The organism is Stenotrophomonas sp. MYb57, from assembly GCF_002966815.1.
Lineage (GTDB): Bacteria > Pseudomonadota > Gammaproteobacteria > Xanthomonadales > Xanthomonadaceae > Stenotrophomonas > Stenotrophomonas indicatrix.
Map to the genome: position 1 here is coordinate 2926975 of NZ_CP023271.1, position 17300 is coordinate 2944274.

Here is a 17300-nt window from a genome sequence, read left to right on the forward strand (position 1 = left end):
CTTCATACGCTACTCCGACCCACGATGCTACAAATAATGTAGCATACGAATTGTGGGGCGATTGCCATCCTGTAGACCGTTACAGGATGCGCCCAGGCGGGTAATGTCCCCCACACCTCTCCGCGACCAGTTCACCAAGCGCCTCAAAGAAGCGCGCTTGGCGATGGGCATTTCCCAGCGCGAGCTGGGCCGGCGCATTGGCTTGTCTGAAGATGTAGTGTCCAGCCGGGTGACACGTTACGAACAGGGCACGTCGGAGCCGGACTTTGCCACTGCCGGAAAGATGGCTGCCGAACTGGGTGTTCCGTTGGCCTATCTTCTGGCCGATAGCGACGCACTGGCCAATGTCATTCTCGCCGCCGCCAGGATGCCGCACGCAGAGCAGCGACGACTGGCGACGGAATTGAAAGAGCGCGCGAAGCGGTCGAGCGGCGCAGAGCAAGCAGAAAGCGACAGCGACTAGCACGGCGCTTGAACCGCAGGCATGGGGACCACGTTGCAGGTCCCCACCCTGCCCGCGCACCAGTGAATCAAGGGTCAAGACAGCGCTCTACCTGTAGTGACAGCGCCTCGCAGGCATCGAACAGACCATCGACCATGGCCGCCGACGGATAGAAGCCCGGATCGTCGTTCTCCCGAGCTACGTGTGCGGCGTGCAACATGGCAGTGAGCGCGGTGATGCCCGATGCGCTTCGAGTGGCCAAGGCCAAGTCGAAAGCACGACCGGGCGTGAGGCGGTTTTCGGACCACGGTGTGCCGTCCGCACGATGGCCTTTGCCGTGGCCTTGCAGGAACGTGAAGAACGCAGAGTGAGGCGCGGACACGGCGACATCGCTGAGTGCGTCTTCCATCTTTTCGGCGAGAGCATTGGGAAGATCGCGCACGGCATCGCCGAGCAGCGCGTGCAGACGGGGATAGTCGGGAAGCAGGTCAGACATGGCGGCAACCTCACGGTGTGGCCACCTGCAGATGCAAGGTGGCGGACGGTGCGGGTTGGCGTGCCGGATACATGACGCAAGAAGCCGACGGATCACAGGATCCCCACGCACCATCCGCCATGAACTGGCAGAGCATGCATTGTCGCGCATCATGTAAGTTCGAGACGCCAATCCCGGCCAAGGCGAGTACCTTGGCGCAACCATCGTCCACGCGTCCTTTCAGCAGATCGAGAGGCAAATGCGTCGCGAAGTGGTATCAAGACTTGGATCAGAGAGCATTGATCCCAAAACGTGAAAATCAACACCAATGCATTGTGCGGCCCGGGAGTTTTCGTCGACGCCATAGACCACATGATGCTGCGCGGCTGTCGCTCCTGCTGCTCATACGGGTGGATTCCGACAGCCAGTGATCGCGTCTTACCTTCGCCGGATTCGTGTAAAGTCACGCTGAAAGGTGCCACCCGCCTATCAATGGCGATTTTCTCGGGGGAAGAATATGCATTCCATAGCTGCAAAGATCACAATGCGAGCGGCGATGATCGCTGTTCCGTTGCTGGCCGCAGGTTGTTTCATGCCCACCAAACAACCGACGCAGCAATGGTCAAGCCGGCACCTGCAGATCGGGTATTTGCACTCCCCGACCAAGGCGCTTCCACCGGGAATGTGGTGGTAACCCGCGACATCGGCGCTGTTGGTAGCAAGTGTGCAATAGGCGTTATGGTCGATGAGCAGATGGCCGCCCATCTCAACACAGCCGAATCAGTCACCTTCGCATTGAAGCCAGGCCGGCACTTGCTGACGGTAACCGGAATTGACGGCCCCGGCCTGTGTTCATTCAATGCCACCAAATCCGCGCTGGCCAGACGCCGTTCGACCGAGATCTTTGTAGATGCCGATACAACGCAAAAGTACCGGCTATCTTTCCCTGCAGTGGAGTCACCGCCGGTGATCGAGCCTGCGTTCTGACGACACTTTCTCGTTGCAGCACAAATGCAAACGCCCCTTTCGGGGCGTTTTTTCATTCTTGGCGGAGAGAGTGGCCGATTTTCCACTCTCACAATCTCTCAGGGAGTCCAGAAACCTAGGCGTATCAACGCCTGAGACTCCACACCCATACCATCGAGTCTCGCGGAATCCGGACCCTAAACATGGGGCGAACTGTGGGGCACTATTGATGGCAAGACCAACCAATCGACTTAGCGCGCGAGCCGTGCAGACCACGACCAAAGCAGGCTATCACGCAGATGGCGGCGGCCTGTACCTGCTGGTTGGACCGACCGGTTCCAAGTCCTGGGTACTGCGCTACCAGCGGAGCGGCCGGCGTCGGGAAATGGGACCTGGCCCCACGCAGCTAGTCAGCCTGCAGGAGGCTCGGGCGTCTGCCCTGCAGCACCGCCGACAGCTGTTCGCGGGAGATGATCCTATTGAGGCCCGCCGAGTGCGCCGGTCGGCTGGCACCACCTTTGGCGAGGCAGCAGACGCCTACATCACCTCCCACCGCGCTGGCTGGAAGAACGAGGCCCAAGCGGAACAGTGGGAGCAATCCCTGCGGACCTACGGACCGGCGCGGGATACCCCAGTCGGAAACGTCGATACCCACCTGGTGATGGCATGCCTGCGGCCCATCTGGACCGAGAAGACCGTGACTGCCACACGCGTGCGCGGGCGCATCGAGCGCGTGCTGGACTGGGCAAAGGTCCACGGCCACCGCGACGGCGACAACCCGGCGCGCTGGCGTGGCCATCTGGAGAACCTGCTTCCCAAGCCCACCAAGGTGAGTAAGCCCAAGCACCACGACGCGATGCCCTACGCGGATGTACCGGCCTTCATGACCACCCTTGCCGGGCGTGAGGCGCGCAGCCGACGGGCGCTGCAGTTCGTCATCCTGACCGCAGCGCGGACGGCCGAGGTGACCGGGGCGGATTGGTCCGAGTTCGACCTGGAACACCGACTGTGGACCATCCCAGCCACCAGGATGAAGGGCGGCCGGGAACACATCGTGCCGCTGACCGAAGCCGCGGTGGCGCTGCTGAAACCGCTGTCCCGGAAGGAACCCCCGTTCTCCCTGTCTGAGAACGCGATGCTCTACCTACTGCAGAAGCCAGCGCCCAAAGGCCTGGGCATGCCCTTCACTGTGCACGGCTTCCGATCCAGCTTCCGCGACTGGGCAGCCGAGACGACGGACTATGCAAACGAGGTTGTGGAGATGGCGATGGCACACGCCATCAAGAACAAGGCAGAGGCGGCCTACCGCCGTGGGCAGCTTCTGGACAAGCGACGCCTCCTCATGGAGGAGTGGGCCACGTATCTGGGCCTCAGCTCAGACCGCGTGGCGTAGCTGCTGGAGCCCTGTCCTCACCCACGCCTCGCAGATCGGATCGCGCGCCGCCCCTGCGCAATGTTGCCAAACAGAATAGCCCTGACCGGAGTCAGGGCCATTCCATTGGCGGCATCAACAGGATCGAACCGCCGTAAACGGCTTTGCAATCCAAATATTTCATAAGCTGATCAATAACTTAAACTACCAAGCCACCCAAGCTGCCGCACCTTCGTTGGTTCTCGTCGAAATCACCACCAGCGGCCCGCCCTCCCGCCTACACTCGCTGGGTCTCCACCATGGAAAGAGAGCACATGAAGAAGAAGGATTGGATTCTCCAGAGCCGGGAAACGCGGAGGCGATTTGACAACTCCACGTGGGTACCGTTGCGAGCATCAGAGGCTACCGACGAAGGCATCAGCGATGTAAAGGAAGTCGGCCATGTCAGTGAGTACTTTGGCTGCGGCTCCGTGGCATTTCCTCCAGAGAACCGAGAAACAGCAGATCGCTTCGGGTGGAGTCAAATAGGAATAATCCACAGTGCCCGACCGTACGCTTACGACGACGGCCACTACTCTCCCGTGGAAGAATTTGAGTACGGCGATAAGGAAGCAGTTGGAGTTGAACTCGTTTACGAGCACGACCAGCCCGTTGTTGGCGGAAGGAAGTGGATACTCAGCCCCGACCTTATCATCGCACTTCGCTTAGTGAAGATTGACAATAGCTGGGTCCGACCTGAGGAGGACTTTGTTGAGGTAGTACGTGAAAAGCTGGACAAGGATGGAAGCCATATATCCATTGAGATCAAACGCGAGTTTCTCATGGACTACCTATCCGCGAGAGGCTTGGCACTGAGAATTTCGTACTACCGCCAGCGAGTTGAGAACGTTGCGTCCTTGGAAGAAAGCGAATACCACGACATCTCAGAAATCAATGGAGACAGGGATGGAGGCAAATTCGAGCTAAGGCTGCGCACTCTGGAAAACGTGTTTGGTGGTAGCTGGGCTTCACTGCGCATCTGGAGAACGGATGTTGATCCGGACGAAGACGCGCCGGTGATGGGCCCCGAGCAGGATGACAACACTGCGTCTGAACACCGACGAGGCTACCGATCTGGGTACGTTGGCGTAAGAGTCGAAGGTGAGTTTTGGCGAGATGAGTGGATCAATCACCAAGGACGAAGTGTACGGGTCCGAGGCGACGAGGATTCATCACGCCCTAATTTTATTGCAGAAACTGACGGAACTAGAATAGCGTCCAGAGATCTAGACGATGAGGACATAGGTCGTTGGCTTTGGTTCCGCCCAGGAATCGTAAATGAGCTCCTATCTAGGCGAGGCTTCTCTTTGAAGTGGTATACCCAAGACACGGGCGCAATCATATCGACGTCGGGATATCAAACTCATTTCGGGATAAATACGGCAGACCTTATCACCGTTTACGCTTACGACGTTGCCAGACTACCCACTTGGGAGCAGCATGTTTGGGCATCCCACAACGTCGCTCCTGACGGAAAGGTATCTGCCGAACTGCTAATGGCGCAAGTGCAGACACAGCCAGCCTCAACCCACGCGTTCGAAGAACTTTTGTTCAAAACGATGAGGCTGCTCGAAAGAAGTTTTCAAGACAAGTATGGATTCTCGCTCTTCAATCATGACTTGAATGATGCAGATTCAATGCAAGTTGTCACAAGGTTTGTCAGCACCGATCAGGCAGCGCTGTTCCGCCTTGCAAAGGAGCTAGTCCGCGTTTTTTCAGACAGACTCAATATCCGCGAGCTCCGAAAAATATCTACTCACGCCGATAGAGATAAGCTCGGCTCCAACAAGCTTTTGGAGGACTTGCTATCGCAGAAGATCGGCCCGGAAAAGGCGCGAAGTCTGTTCGGGGTCGTAGCTGGAGTTTACGAACTGAGACTAGCAGATGCGCATCCAACAGGCAGCAAGGTTGCGGAAGCTCTCGCCTTGGCTCGCATTGATACGAGTCTCTCTTTCCTCAGGCAAGGCGAGCAGCTGATCTACAACTTTGGAAGCACGCTATGGAAGGTAGGCGAGCAGCTTTTCGGGAGCGAGTAGCGATTGATTCCGCCGCCCCTTATCGGTGCTGGCGATCTGACGGAGCCCTTGCACATTTCCAATCCCAAGGGTTCCATCGGCTACATAACGGATTAAAAGTCTGCCTGACTCTGGATGCCAATCAAAGACTTGCTTTGACTGCAATTCTGGAGCAGGAACATGCAGGCCCTTGCAGGGTATGGGCTCGGTGGCGAGTTTTCTGGAGGCTCGGCGCTCAGACGGTGCGCCCAAGCTGGTGGCGCCCCGCCCTCACCCAAGCCTTCATCGGGTCCTTCGCCCTAGGCTTGGTCTCCGCCGGCGGCTTGCGCGGCTGGAGCGCTTCCTTGACCCGCTCCAGTTCCCTCGTTCCGGCCTCGGCCAAGCGCCGGGCCTGTTGCTGATGCTCGCGGGTCTGCAACCAATCGAGGTTGTCGCTGTGCGCACCAGCTTGGGACAGTCGTCGATCTACCGGCGAATGAAGGAAGGCACCTTCCCGCACTCGTACAAAATTGGGTCGCGTGCGGTATGGTTGAAGGAGGACATCGACCGCTTTATCGCCGCAGTGACGAATCCACAGAATGTGGGTGAAAACATGGGGCGAGCGGCGTAGAAAACAAAAAAGCCACTGGAAACAGTGGCTTAGACGTCACCTTGGCGGAGAGAGTGGGATTCGAACCCACGGAAGGTTTGACCCTTCGCCGGTTTTCAAGACCGGTGCCTTAAACCGCTCGGCCATCTCTCCGTATCGGCCCAGCCTGCTGGCCGGGCACGCATTCTCGCACGGCCGGGCGATTTGCCCAAGACCGTTGTTCCGTCGGGGCGGCGCCTCAGCCCGCGTCCACCGCCAACGCACCCAGTGCACTGGCCTTGATCCGCTCCTTGGCCTTCTCGCAGGCGCCACCGCAATCCAAGCGCGAGGCCTCCAGCTGCGGCGGCAGGTGTTCGGCCAGGAAGTCGATGAATACCCGCACCGCCGGCAGCAGGCCGCGACGCGAGGCGAACACGGCATGGCACACGCCCTGCGGCAGCGACCAGTCCGGCAGTACCACTTCCAGCTCACCGTTGCGCACGGCATCGGCGCAGACGGTTTCCGGCAGCATGGTGATGCCGAAGCCGTCCTTCACCATGCTCTGCAGCAGCGGGAAATCGAAGCCAGCCACGCGCGGCTGCAGGTCCACCCGGCGCACCGCGCCCTCCGGCCCATGCAGTTCCCAGCGCTGGCGCGCCTCGTCTTCGCTGATGCTGAGGGTTACGTGGTTGGCCAACTCTTCCGGGTCCTTCGGGCGACCGGCGCGGTCCAGGTACTTCGGGCTGGCCACCAGCAGTTCCTGCACCTGGCCGAAGCTGCGCATCACCAGGCTGCCATCGTCATCCAGCCGCGAACGCACGCGCAGGGCCACGTCGTAGCCTTCGTTGATGATGTCCACGCGGCGGTTGCTGATGTTCAGCTGCAGCCGCACCTTCGGATACTGCTCGAGGAACTTGGGCAGCAGCTTGGGCAGCTGCATCTGCGCCAGCGACACCGGCACGCTGGCGCGTACCAGGCCGCGCGGCTCGGCGCTGAGGCGGTCCACCACCTCGCGCGCGGCCTGCGCCTCGGCCAGCATGGTCTGGGCGTGGCGGTGCACGCTGGTACCGACGTCGGTAACGGCGAAGCGGCGCGTGGAGCGCTGCAGCAGGCGCACGCCCAGGTCGGTTTCCAGCTGGCTGATACGGCGGCTCAGGCGCGACTTGGGGATGCCCAGTGCGCGCTCGGCGGCGGCGAAACCGCCGTGGTCGACCACCATCGCGAAGTAGTACAGATCATTCAGGTCATGCATACCCGAGTTCCATTGATAGAACAATACGTGGCATTCAACCACCTTTATCCCGCCGATGCAACAACCTATCGTTCTCTCCGTCGGCGGCAAGCCCGCCACCTCTCCCGAACATAGGTACTGCCATGAAGCTTCTGCACATCGACGCCAGCGTGCTTGGCGACAACTCCGTCTCCCGCCACCTGACCGCCGCCGTGGTGGCCCAGTTCAAGCAGCAGATCGACGGCCTGCAGGTTGATTATCGCGATCTTGACGCCAATCCGGTACCGCATCTGCGCAGCGGCTCGCTGGCCAAGACCGACCCGGCCGAGGCCGCTGATGCTGAACAGGTGCTCGAGCAGTTCCTGGCCGCAGACATCGTGGTGATCGGTGCCCCGATGTACAACTTCAGCGTGCCCTCCACCCTGAAGGCCTGGATCGACCGCGTGGCGGTGGCCGGGCGCACGTTCAAGTACACCGAGAACGGCCCGGTGGGCCTGGCCGGTGGCAAGCGGGTGATCGTGGTCAGCAGCCGTGGCGGCATCTACACCGATTCGCCGGCGGACTTCCAGGAGCCCTTCCTGCGCCAGACGTTTGCCTTCTGGGGCATCAACGACATCGAGTTTGTGCGTGCCGAGGGCATCGCCTATTCGCCGCAGCACCGCGAAGACGCCATTGCCGGTGCACTGGCAGCGCTGCCGTCGCATGAGGCGGCGGAAGTGGCAGCGGCGTAACGCGTTCCAGCGTTCGGCGCCTCTCTCCCTCGTCTGGGCGCTGAACGCGGGCCGGGATTCCCTCCCCCATCCCGGCCCACCCTACCCTGGCGGCCCTGCTTTTGCGGGGCCGCTTTTTTTTGCCACCATGGGGCGATGGACTACATCGTGATGGCTGCGCACCGCAGCGAATTTCCGCACCCGATCACCCTGCACCGTGGCCAGGCATTGGTGGTGGGCGAACGTTATGAGGGGCCCGAGGGTTGGGAGGACTGGTTTCTGTGCGAGGCCGAGGGACAGCAGCCGGGGTTCGTGCCGGCGCCGGTGATCGGTCGCGATTCGCAGGGTGGCGCGTTTGCCACGGAGGATTACTGCGCGCGGGAGCTTGATGTGGACCCGGGGCAGCACCTGCGCGGCGTGCGCACGCTCAATGGGTGGGCGTGGTGCGTGCCGGCGGCTGGCGAGGCCGGTTGGGTACCGCTGGAGAAGCTGCGCGTAGCAGGTTGATGGATTGCGTCATCCACGCATGGCGTGGATCTACTGCAAAGCCCTAAGCCCCAGCGCCTGGATGCAGCATTGCGTCAGTAGATCCACGCCATGCGTGGATGCCACACCGCCTCAGTAGATCCACGCCATGCGTGGATGCGGTGCCGACATGGCCGGCACCCATCAGAAGGCCGCCGGGCATGGCCCGGCGCTACCGGCTGATCAGCCGATGGTTTCGATGCCGCCCATGTACGGGCGCAGGGCTTCAGGCACGGTGATGCTGCCGTCGGCGTTCTGGTAGTTCTCCATCACTGCGATCATCGCGCGGCCTACGGCCACGCCCGAGCCATTCAGCGTGTGCGCCAGCTCCGGCTTGCCGGTGGCCGGGTTGCGCCAGCGCGCCTGCATGCGGCGGGCCTGGAAGTCACCACAGTTCGAGCACGAGGAGATCTCGCGGTAGGTTTCCTGCGACGGCAGCCAGACTTCCAGGTCGTACGTCTTGATGGCCGAGAAGCCCATGTCGCCGGTGCACAGCAGCACCTTGCGGTACGGCAGGCCCAGCTTCTCCAGCACCACTTCGGCGCAGCGGGTCATGCGCTGGTGTTCGGCGTCGCTGTCTTCCGGGCGGCAGATCGAAACCAGCTCGACCTTCTCGAACTGATGCTGGCGGATCATGCCGCGCACGTCGCGGCCACCGCTGCCGGCTTCGGAACGGAAGCACAGCGAATGAGCGGTCATGCGCAGCGGCAGGCGCTCGGCATCGAGGATCTCGTCGCGGGCGATGTTGGTCAGCGAGATTTCCGAGGTCGAGATGAGGTAACGCTTCTGCTCACCCAGCTGGGTGATGAACATGTCCTCTTCGAACTTGGGCAGCTGGCCGGTGCCGTACAGGCTGTCGGCGTTGACGATCACCGGCACGTTGGTTTCCTGGTACTCGTGCTCGCCGCTGTGCAGGTCGAGCATGAACTGGGCCAGGGCGCGATGCAGGCGGGCGATCGGGCCACGCAGCACGGTGAAGCGCGAACCGGACAGCTTGGCGGCGGTCTCGCCGTCCAGCCACTTGTTGCGGGCGCCCAGTTCGACGTGGTCGAGTACCTTGAAATCGAACTGGCGCGGGGTACCCCAGCGCGACTGCTCGACGTTCTCGCTCTCGTCGGCGCCGGCCGGTACGTCATCGGCGGGAATGTTCGGGATGCCCATGGAGATCGTGTCGATCTTCTCGCGCAGCTCGTCCAGGGCCACTTCCGAGGCCTTCAGCTCATCGGCGAACGCGGCAACCTCGGCCATGATGGCCGAAACGTCCTCGCCCTTGGCCTTGGCTTGGCCGATGGCCTTGGAACGGCTGTTGCGCAGGCTCTGCAGCTCCTGGGTCCGCACCTGGATGCGCTTGCGATCGGCCTCCAGTGACTCCAGGGCAGACACGTCGAGCTCGAAGCCGCGGCTGGTGCGCAGGCGTTCGGCGAGGTCGGCGGGCTGGTGGCGGAGCAGGGCTGGATCAAGCATGGCAGGCGTCGTGGTGGGTAACAGGAACGGGATTATCGCCTGTTATACGGAATTCTGCCGCCCGGTTCATTCCGGCCGTGGCAGAATCGAGGCATTCCGTACTGGTCTGGTCCATGTCTGCTCCCCGTCCGTCGCCTGCCAAGTCGTTCACCGTGCATATCCCGCGCAACGCCCTGAAGATCGCCGGCATCGCCTTCGGCGTGGGCATCCTGCTGTTCGTGCTGGTCTGGCTGACCGGACGCGACAAGGAATTCTTCCGTGCCGACCCGGCCGCGCAGACGCCGCAGGAAACCGCCCAGGTGGAACCGCTGCCCGAGCCGCTGGCCGCTGCCGCAGGTTCCAGCGACATGCCAGACGCCAAGCCGGCCCCGGTGCCGGACGAAGAAGATGCGCCGAAGCTGGTGGAAACCGCCCCGCCCCCGCCACCGGCCACGGTTGAACCCGCTCCGGCCGCGCCGGGCACTGCGGCACCGGCAACCGCCAATGCGCAGCCGATGCCGATTGCCGGCCAGTCGCCGCCGCCCGCCTACCCGGCCGCCGCCCTGCGACGCGGTGAAGCGGGCAGCGTGGTGGTGCGGGTGGAGGTGGACGCCACCGGCTACCCGAACAACGTGACGGTGATCCAGCGCAGCGGTTCGCGTGAACTGGATCGCGCGGCAACGGACGCGGTGCGTCGCTGGCGCTTCAGCCCGGCGGTCAGCAATGGCCAGCCGGTGCCGGGCAGCATTGAAGTGCCGTTCGACTTCAAGCCGCAGTAACTGAACGCTTCCCCGCAGAAAAGCTGAACCTTGCAGGTTGCGTTGACGCAATGCTGACACGCTGCGACGCCGCCTCGGGCAACACTCTGGGCGTCGTTACTGACGTGAGGAGTTTGCGATGACTGCCACCACCCACGAGAACCTTCATTCGCCGCAACTGCAGCAGGACGGCGCGCTCGAGCCGCGCTCGACCTCCCCTTGGCTGTGGCTGGCCCTGATCGTGGCGATGTTCGCCGCGGCACTGGTCTGGCTGCGTTTCTCCAGCCATGACGACGTTGCGCCTGCGCCGGTAAGCGAGCGCATGCTGCCGGCCACGGAAACGCCGGTCGCCACCACGCCCACCCCGGCTGCGCGACAGGCCGTGCCCGCGCAGAGCGAGCGCAAGGCAGCCCCGGCCGTACGCAACCGTGAGGCGCGTCCGCTGGCCAGCAACAGCAAGCCCAGTTATCCGGCTGCTGCGCTGCGCAGTGGCGTGCAGGGCAGCGTGGTTGCCAGCTTGAATGTGGATACGCGTGGCAACGTGACCGACGCTGCGATCGTGTCGCGCAGTGGTGAGCGCAGCCGCGATCTGGACCGTGCCGTGCTGAACACCGTGCAGGGCTGGAAGTTCGAGCCGGCCATGCATCAGGGTCGTGCGGTCGCCAGCGTGGTACGCGTGCCGGTGGATTTCCGTACCGAACAGCGTTGATCACCGGCTGACGCCTGAAATGAAAACGGAGGCCTCGGCCTCCGTTTTTTTTTGCGCGCGCGTTGGGATTCCGCCGGGCATGGCCAGGCGCTACCGGGGCAGGCGCCGAAGGGTAGCGCCGGGCCATGCCCGGCGAGCGCAGCGGCGCCGGGACTACCTCAGGCCAGGTTGAAGCCGGCGCTGCGAGCCAGTCCGTCGAAGTCCGGGAAGGACGTTGCGACGTTGGCGATGTCGTTGATGCGCACTTCACCATGGCTGATCTGGCCGGCAATGGCGAAGGCCATCGCGATGCGATGATCACCGTGGCTTTCAATGGTGCCACTGCCCAGCGATACGCCGCCGTGCAGGGTGGCGCCATCTTCGGTTTCGTCCACTTGCATGCCCAGCGCGCGCAGACCGGTCGCCATCGCGGCCAGGCGATCGGATTCCTTCACCCGCAGTTCGGCGGCGCCGGTCACCACGGTCTGGCCTTCGGCGGCAGCAGCGGCCACGAACAATGCCGGGAACTCGTCGATCATGTCCGGCACCAGCTCCTCGGGAATGCGCGCACCCTTCAGCGGCGCGTAACGCACCAGCAGATCGGCCACCGGTTCGCCGCCCTGCTCTGCCTGGTTCTGTTCGGTGATGTCCGCGCCCATCAGGCGCAGCGCGTGCAGCAGGCCGGTACGGCGCGGATTGAGGCCGACCTGCTTCAGGCGCAGTTCGGAGCCGGGAATGATGCTGGCCGCGACCAGGAAAAACGCGGCCGAGGAGAAGTCGGCCGGCACCACGATATCGGTCGCGCGCAGGCGCTGGCCACCACGCAGGCGGGCCTTGCCCGGCGAGAACGCGATGTCCACGCCGAACGCGGACAGCATGCGCTCGGTGTAGTCCCGGGTCGGGTGCGGCTCAGTGACGCTGGTTTCGCCGTGCGCGTACAGGCCGGCCAGCAGCACGGCGGACTTGATCTGCGCACTGGCCACCGGCGAGGCAAAGTCGATGCCGTGCAGCGTCTGCCCGCCATGCACGTGCAGCGGCGGCGTGCCGTCTTCCTCGGTGTCGATCTTCGCGCCCATCTGCGACAGCGGACCGGTGACGCGGCGCATCGGACGGCCGGACAACGATTCGTCGCCGACCAGCGTGCAGTCGAATGCCTGACCGGCCAGCAGGCCGGCCAGCAGGCGCATGCCGGTGCCGGCATTGCCACAGTCGAGCGGTGCGCTGGGTGCCTGCAGGCCATCGATGCCGACGCCGTGCACGACGCGCTGCGACGCACTGGGGGTTTCGATGCGCACGCCCAGCTGGCTGAAGATGCGCGCGGTGGCGCGGGTGTCTTCGCCTTCCAGGAAGCCTTCGATATGCGAGGTGCCATCGGCCAGTGCGGCGAACATCACCGAGCGGTGCGAGACCGACTTGTCACCGGGAATGGTCAGGCTGCCCTGCAGGGGCTGGCCCTTGCGGGCGATCCAGTGCTGCGCGTTGCTCATCGTTGAATGGTTCCGTAAACGCCGGCTCGCCGGCGGTGCATCAGGAGCGGCGGCCGCAGCCGCCGCAGCAGGGATCAGGGCACGGCTACCGGATAGGAGCCAAGCACCTTGATCTGCGCCGAGTGCGCTTCCAGTTCGGCCAGTGCGGCCTGCATCGGCGCATCGTCAATGTGACCGGCCAGGTCGATGAAGAAGCCGTATTCCCACTTGCCATGGTGCGAGGGACGCGATTCGATGCGGTTCATGCTGATGCCATGGCGCGCGAACGGGCTGAGCACATCGAACAGCGCGCCGGGCTTGTCATGGATGAACACCAGCACCGAGGTGCGGTCATGGCCGGAGGTTGGGAAGATGTTGCGCCCCACCACCAGGAAACGGGTGGTGTTGTCGGCATCGTTCTGGATCGGCTTGGTGACGACCTTCTTCAGGCCGTACACATGGCCGGCGCTTTCGCCGCCAATGGCCGCGGCATCGTCGGCGTTGCGCGCGCGGCGCGCGCCTTCGGCGTTGCTGGCCACCGGGATCTTCTCGGCCTTCGGCAGGTTGGCGCGCATCCATGCCGAGGTCTGCATGAACGACTGCGGATGGCCGTAGACGCGCTCGATGTCCTCGATGCGGCCACTGCGCGACATCAGGTACTGCTGCACGCGCAGTTCCACTTCGCCGCAGATCTTCAGGTTGGAGGTGAGGAACATGTCCAAGGTGATCTGGATGGTGCCCTGCCCCGAGTTTTCCACCGGCACCACGCCGAAATCGGCGTTGCCCGCTTCCACTTCCTGGAACACTTCTTCGATGCTGGCCATCGGCAGGCCCAGCGCCGAGCGGCCGAAATGCTTGAGCACGGCCTGCTGGCTGAAGGTACCTTCCGGACCGAGGTAGCCGATCTTCAACGGCTCCTGCTGGGCCAGGCAGGCCGACATGATTTCGCGGTAGACGTGCACCAGCAGCTCATCGCTGAGCGGGCCTTCGTTGCGATCCACCACCATGCGCAGCACCTGCGCCTCGCGCTCGGGGCGGTAGTAGTCGACGGCAGCGGCGAGCTTGCCCTTGGCCTTGCCGACCTGGTGGGCGAACTGTGCGCGTTCGGCGATCAGGCTCTGGATGTCACGGTCGATCTGGTCGATCTTCGAACGCACATCGGCCAATGCCAGTGGCGCCAGGGTCGGCACCGCGGTTGCCTTCGACTTGCCCTTGGGCTTGGAAGTGGCGCTGTCCTTGGCCGGCTCGGCCTTCTTCGACGCCTTCTTGCTGGGTTTGCTTGCCATCGGAATTCCTTGTTGCGGGGCGCGCACCCGACGATGCGCGCCGTTCATTGCTCAGCCGTGACGCTGCTGGAAATCGGCCATGAAGGCGACCAGCGCCTCCGCCCCGGCCAGCGGCATGGCGTTGTAAAGCGAGGCGCGGATGCCACCGACCACCTTGTGACCCTTCAGCGCCAGCAGGCCGGCGGCCTTGGCATCGGCGACGAAACGGGCATCGAGGTCGGTGTTGGGCAGGAAGAACGGGATGTTCATCCGCGAACGCGCCGAATGGGCGACCTCGTTGCGATAGAAGCCGCCGGAGGCATCGATGGCGCCGTACACCAGCGCGGCCTTGGCGGCGTTGCGCTTGGCGAACTCGACCACGCCACCTTCGGCCAGCATCCACTTGAACACCAGTCCGGCCAGGTACCAGTTCCAGGTGGGCGGGGTGTTGAGCATGGAATCGCGGGCGACGTGCGAGCGGTAATCGAAGATGTCCGCGCGTGGCTGGCCACTACGCTCCAGCAGGTCGCGACGGATGATCATCACCGCGATGCCGACCGGGCCCAGGTTCTTCTGCGCACCGGCATAGATGACACCGTAGCGGCGCACATCCAGCGGCTCGCTGGCGATGGATGAACTGAAGTCGGCCACCAGCGGCACGTTGCCGGTCTCGGGCACATCACGGAACTCGACGCCATGGATGGTCTCGTTGGCAGTGATGTGCACGTACGCGGCGTCGGGAGAGAGCTGCCAACCGGCGCGCTCGGGCAGCTGGCGATACCCTTCGGCCTCGCTGCTGGCGGCGATGTTGACGTCCACGTAGGGGCTGGCCTGCTTGACTGCGGTCTTGCCCCAGTGGCCGGTGACCACGTAGTCGGCACGCTGGCCGGGGCTGGCGAAGTTGAGCGGGATCAACGCCTGCTGGGTGGTGGCGCCACCGGGCAGGAACAGCACCGCATAGTCCTCGGGAATGTCGAGCAGGCGACGCAGGTCGGCCTCGGCCTCCGCGGCCACGAACATGAACTCCGGACCGCGATGGCTCATTTCCACGATGGAGGCACCGCTACCGTGCCAGTCCAGCATTTCCGCCTGCGCCTGGCGCAGGACCGATTCCGGCAACGTTGCAGGGCCGGCACTGAAGTTGAACGCGCGCGTCATGGCACACCTGTGGGGCAAGACCCCTAGTATGCCGCACTGCACCAGCCTTGCGGCCTTGTGGCGCAAGGGAAATTTGGTTGCATCCGTATCCATTTGCCGCGGCGGCACTGGTAGTGCCGGCCGCTGGCCGGCAACTGCAATCACCTTGGTTCACCGAGGTTGCCGGCCAGCGGCCGGCACTACCCAAAGCGGATTGGTCCGGGCGGTAGCGCCGGGCCATGCACGGCGGAACGAATTCAGCGCGCGCCGAACCAGAGCAGCAGGCTGAGCACGGCTGCCAGCAGCAACGCACTGCCCAGCAGCCACGGCCAGCGCCGCACCCGACGCGGAGCGACCGGTACCACCGGTGCCTGTTCGGCTTCGTCGCTGCCTTCGTCATCGGCCAGTGGCGGCCGCCGGCGCGGGTCATGCGGCACTTCCAGCACGAACCGGTGCTGGCCGTCGAACACGACCTGGTCGCCGGCCTGCAGCCAGCAGTGGCGTACGGCAACGCCGTTGACCCGGGTGCCATCGGCACTACCCAGGTCGCGCAGCAGTACCCGCTCGCCATGGACTTCCACCCGCGCGTGCTGTTCGGCGAAGGCAGGCTCATCGATCTCGATGTCGACATCGCTGCCACGGCCAATCACCCGCGCGCGCGACAGGGGGTAGCTGCGGCCGTGGTGCAGGCCGCCCACACCGCGCAGCAGGCGCTGCTCGTCACCGCTGCCTTCGACGCTGGCTGCCGGCGCCGGTGCCTGCAGCAGGGTGTCGACCTCGCCCTGCAGGACCATTTCCACGCCGTCGACGTAGACCGCGTCGCCCGCCCTCAGCAGGGCCATGCGCCGCACCGGGCGACCATTCACATGGATGCCACGGATACCGTTGCCGACCTGCAGCCAGAGGCCGCGGTCGTCCATGCAGAACTGCGCAAGCAGCAGCGCGCCGTTGCCGGCATCACCGAGGCGCACGCTGCCGTTTGCCTGGCGCACGATGCGCTGCACCCCGGGCCGCAGCGGCTGGTCGGGCTGTTGTTGTTGACTGAAGTGAACTAGCAGGTTCTGCACGCGGCGCAGACTAGCAGGTTGGCCGCCCACGAAGAAGAACCTGCGATGAGCGCTTGGCGTGGGCGCCGTCGATGCGCACAATGCTCGCCCTCTCAATTGATCCCCGCCCTGCGCCAGGAGCCTGCATGTCCACCATCGATGTCCGCCACGCCCACACCCTGCCCGACACCCAGGCACGTGAAGCGATCGAGCAGGTTGCCGCCAAGCTGGGCGAACGCTTCGGCCTGAAGTCGTCGTGGGCCGCCGACGTGCTGAATTTCTCCGGCAGTGGCGTGGACGGCGCGATCGAACTGCAGCCGGGCGCGGTGCGGGTCACGGCCAAGCTGGGCTTCCTGCTGTCGGCAATGAAGGGCATGGTGGAAAGCGAGATCCAGCGCGTGTTGAAGGAAAAGCTGGGCTGAACCTGCGCTGCGGCCATCACGGCCCAGCAACGGCGCGCCGCGCTACTCTCGGGGATAGGCCCAACTCCCACGGGGAATGCAATGAACCGTTACGAGAATGACGATCGCCGCGACGACGATGCCGGCTTCGGCGACCAGGCAGAGCGCTTTTCGCGCAAGCTGAGCGATTCGGCACAGCAGGTCTGGCTGGCTGGTCTGGGCGCCCTCGGGCGCGCGCAGGCAGAGGGAGGCCGTTTCTTCGATGGCCTGGTGAAGGAAGGCGAAGCCTGGGAAGCCCGCCGCCGTGAACGCAGCGGCGAGCAGGAACCGGGCTGGCGCGACAACGTCGAACACTCGCTGGACGAAGCCCGCGAGAAGGCGTCCGGAACCTGGGACAAGGTCAACAAGGCCTTCGATGACCAGGTGCAGGGCGTACTCAAGCGACTGCACGTGCCGACCGCCGATCAGGTGACCGCGCTGGAAGCCCGCATCGCTGCCCTGACCGCGCGCCTGGCCAAGCTCGAACACCGTGCCTCCACCGACGTGGACGCCCCCTCGCCGGGCAACCACCAGTCGCCGGGCAGCACGCCCTGAACCGCCTTTGTTGCAACGCAATAAATTTTCGTTGACAATCGCGTAGAACCCGCCAATCGCTTCGGCTGCCGTTTGTTCCCTCCCCTCACGGCTTCAGGATTGGCGGGTTTTTTCGTGTCTGGCGCATGCAGATCTGCGGGCTGCATCACGGTTGTTGTC

The 17300-nt window shown here is 63.9% G+C and carries 18 protein-coding genes and 1 tRNA gene; 11 read left to right on the forward strand and 8 right to left on the reverse strand.

Annotated elements, in window-relative coordinates:
- Positions 1 to 103: 103 nt before the first annotated feature.
- Positions 104 to 463: a helix-turn-helix transcriptional regulator gene (locus CLM74_RS13485; RefSeq protein ID WP_105164310.1), complete on the forward strand. Its 360-nt coding sequence runs from the start codon at positions 104 to 106 to the stop codon at positions 461 to 463.
- A 67-nt stretch (positions 464 to 530) separates the two neighbouring features.
- Here CLM74_RS13485 and CLM74_RS13490 read toward each other — a convergent pair whose 3' ends face one another.
- Positions 531 to 938 carry a hypothetical protein gene (locus CLM74_RS13490; protein WP_105164311.1) on the reverse strand — a complete coding sequence of 136 codons (408 nt, stop codon included), beginning with the start codon at positions 936 to 938 and terminating at the stop codon, positions 531 to 533.
- A gap of 291 nt (positions 939 to 1229) precedes the next feature.
- On the opposite strand from CLM74_RS13490, the gene CLM74_RS13495 reads away from it, so the two are divergent.
- The 4 genes from CLM74_RS13495 (at position 1230) to CLM74_RS21765 (ending at position 5919) form a co-directional block, all read left to right on the forward strand.
- Positions 1230 to 1904 (forward strand): hypothetical protein, encoded by a 675-nt coding sequence (locus CLM74_RS13495; RefSeq protein WP_234003369.1) that lies wholly within the window; start codon positions 1230 to 1232, stop codon positions 1902 to 1904.
- A 244-nt stretch (positions 1905 to 2148) separates the two neighbouring features.
- The gene (locus CLM74_RS13500; protein WP_234003370.1) at positions 2149 to 3276 is read left to right on the forward strand and encodes a site-specific integrase; all 1128 of its coding nucleotides are present in this window, start codon (positions 2149 to 2151) and stop codon (positions 3274 to 3276) included.
- Between the two features lie 293 nt (positions 3277 to 3569).
- The gene (locus tag CLM74_RS13505; protein ID WP_105164313.1) at positions 3570 to 5330 is read left to right on the forward strand and encodes a hypothetical protein; all 1761 of its coding nucleotides are present in this window, start codon (positions 3570 to 3572) and stop codon (positions 5328 to 5330) included.
- Positions 5331 to 5784: 454 nt separating this feature from the next.
- On the forward strand, positions 5785 to 5919 hold the full coding sequence (locus CLM74_RS21765; protein ID WP_234003482.1) for an AlpA family phage regulatory protein: 135 nt from the start codon (positions 5785 to 5787) through the stop codon (positions 5917 to 5919).
- Between the two features lie 42 nt (positions 5920 to 5961).
- On the opposite strand, the gene CLM74_RS13520 is transcribed toward CLM74_RS21765, so the two are convergent.
- Together CLM74_RS13520 and CLM74_RS13525 are read right to left on the reverse strand one after the other, a co-directional pair.
- Positions 5962 to 6051, reverse strand: a tRNA-Ser gene (locus tag CLM74_RS13520).
- Positions 6052 to 6136: 85 nt separating this feature from the next.
- Complete coding sequence (locus CLM74_RS13525; protein ID WP_025878750.1) at positions 6137 to 7129, reverse strand: LysR family transcriptional regulator; 993 nt, start codon at positions 7127 to 7129, stop codon at positions 6137 to 6139.
- A gap of 122 nt (positions 7130 to 7251) precedes the next feature.
- Here CLM74_RS13525 and CLM74_RS13530 point away from each other — a divergent pair, with 122 nt between their 5' ends.
- The gene (locus CLM74_RS13530) at positions 7252 to 7839 is read left to right on the forward strand and encodes an NAD(P)H-dependent oxidoreductase (protein ID WP_033831454.1); all 588 of its coding nucleotides are present in this window, start codon (positions 7252 to 7254) and stop codon (positions 7837 to 7839) included.
- A gap of 135 nt (positions 7840 to 7974) precedes the next feature.
- On the forward strand, positions 7975 to 8325 hold the full coding sequence (locus CLM74_RS13535) for a variant SH3 domain-containing protein (protein ID WP_033831455.1): 351 nt from the start codon (positions 7975 to 7977) through the stop codon (positions 8323 to 8325).
- A gap of 201 nt (positions 8326 to 8526) precedes the next feature.
- Here the strand turns inward: CLM74_RS13535 and serS are convergent, their stop codons facing one another.
- Positions 8527 to 9807: a serine--tRNA ligase gene (serS, locus tag CLM74_RS13540; protein ID WP_025878753.1), complete on the reverse strand. Its 1281-nt coding sequence runs from the start codon at positions 9805 to 9807 to the stop codon at positions 8527 to 8529.
- A 113-nt stretch (positions 9808 to 9920) separates the two neighbouring features.
- On the opposite strand from serS, the gene CLM74_RS13545 reads away from it, so the two are divergent.
- Both CLM74_RS13545 and CLM74_RS13550 read left to right on the forward strand, forming a co-directional pair.
- Positions 9921 to 10565 carry an energy transducer TonB gene (locus CLM74_RS13545; protein WP_025878754.1) on the forward strand — a complete coding sequence of 215 codons (645 nt, stop codon included), beginning with the start codon at positions 9921 to 9923 and terminating at the stop codon, positions 10563 to 10565.
- A gap of 118 nt (positions 10566 to 10683) precedes the next feature.
- The gene (locus CLM74_RS13550; protein WP_105164316.1) at positions 10684 to 11253 is read left to right on the forward strand and encodes an energy transducer TonB; all 570 of its coding nucleotides are present in this window, start codon (positions 10684 to 10686) and stop codon (positions 11251 to 11253) included.
- Positions 11254 to 11411: 158 nt separating this feature from the next.
- Here the strand turns inward: CLM74_RS13550 and aroA are convergent, their stop codons facing one another.
- The 4 genes from aroA to CLM74_RS13570 all read right to left on the reverse strand — a co-directional run bounded on the left by aroA (position 11412) and on the right by CLM74_RS13570 (position 16167).
- Entirely contained in the window at positions 11412 to 12719 is a 1308-nt protein-coding gene (aroA, locus tag CLM74_RS13555; RefSeq protein WP_105164317.1) for a 3-phosphoshikimate 1-carboxyvinyltransferase, read from the reverse strand.
- Between the two features lie 74 nt (positions 12720 to 12793).
- Entirely contained in the window at positions 12794 to 13984 is a 1191-nt protein-coding gene (gene pheA / locus CLM74_RS13560) for a prephenate dehydratase (RefSeq protein WP_025878757.1), read from the reverse strand.
- A 51-nt stretch (positions 13985 to 14035) separates the two neighbouring features.
- Positions 14036 to 15121, reverse strand: coding sequence for a 3-phosphoserine/phosphohydroxythreonine transaminase (gene serC, locus CLM74_RS13565; protein ID WP_105164318.1), 1086 nt, complete (start codon positions 15119 to 15121; stop codon positions 14036 to 14038).
- A gap of 236 nt (positions 15122 to 15357) precedes the next feature.
- Entirely contained in the window at positions 15358 to 16167 is an 810-nt protein-coding gene (locus tag CLM74_RS13570) for an FHA domain-containing protein (RefSeq protein WP_025876986.1), read from the reverse strand.
- A gap of 125 nt (positions 16168 to 16292) precedes the next feature.
- Between CLM74_RS13570 and CLM74_RS13575 the strand changes: the two genes are divergently transcribed.
- Positions 16293 to 16568 (forward strand): polyhydroxyalkanoic acid system family protein, encoded by a 276-nt coding sequence (locus tag CLM74_RS13575; protein WP_025876985.1) that lies wholly within the window; start codon positions 16293 to 16295, stop codon positions 16566 to 16568.
- Positions 16569 to 16649: 81 nt separating this feature from the next.
- The gene (locus tag CLM74_RS13580) at positions 16650 to 17141 is read left to right on the forward strand and encodes a phasin family protein (RefSeq protein ID WP_105164319.1); all 492 of its coding nucleotides are present in this window, start codon (positions 16650 to 16652) and stop codon (positions 17139 to 17141) included.
- Positions 17142 to 17300 lie beyond the last annotated feature (159 nt).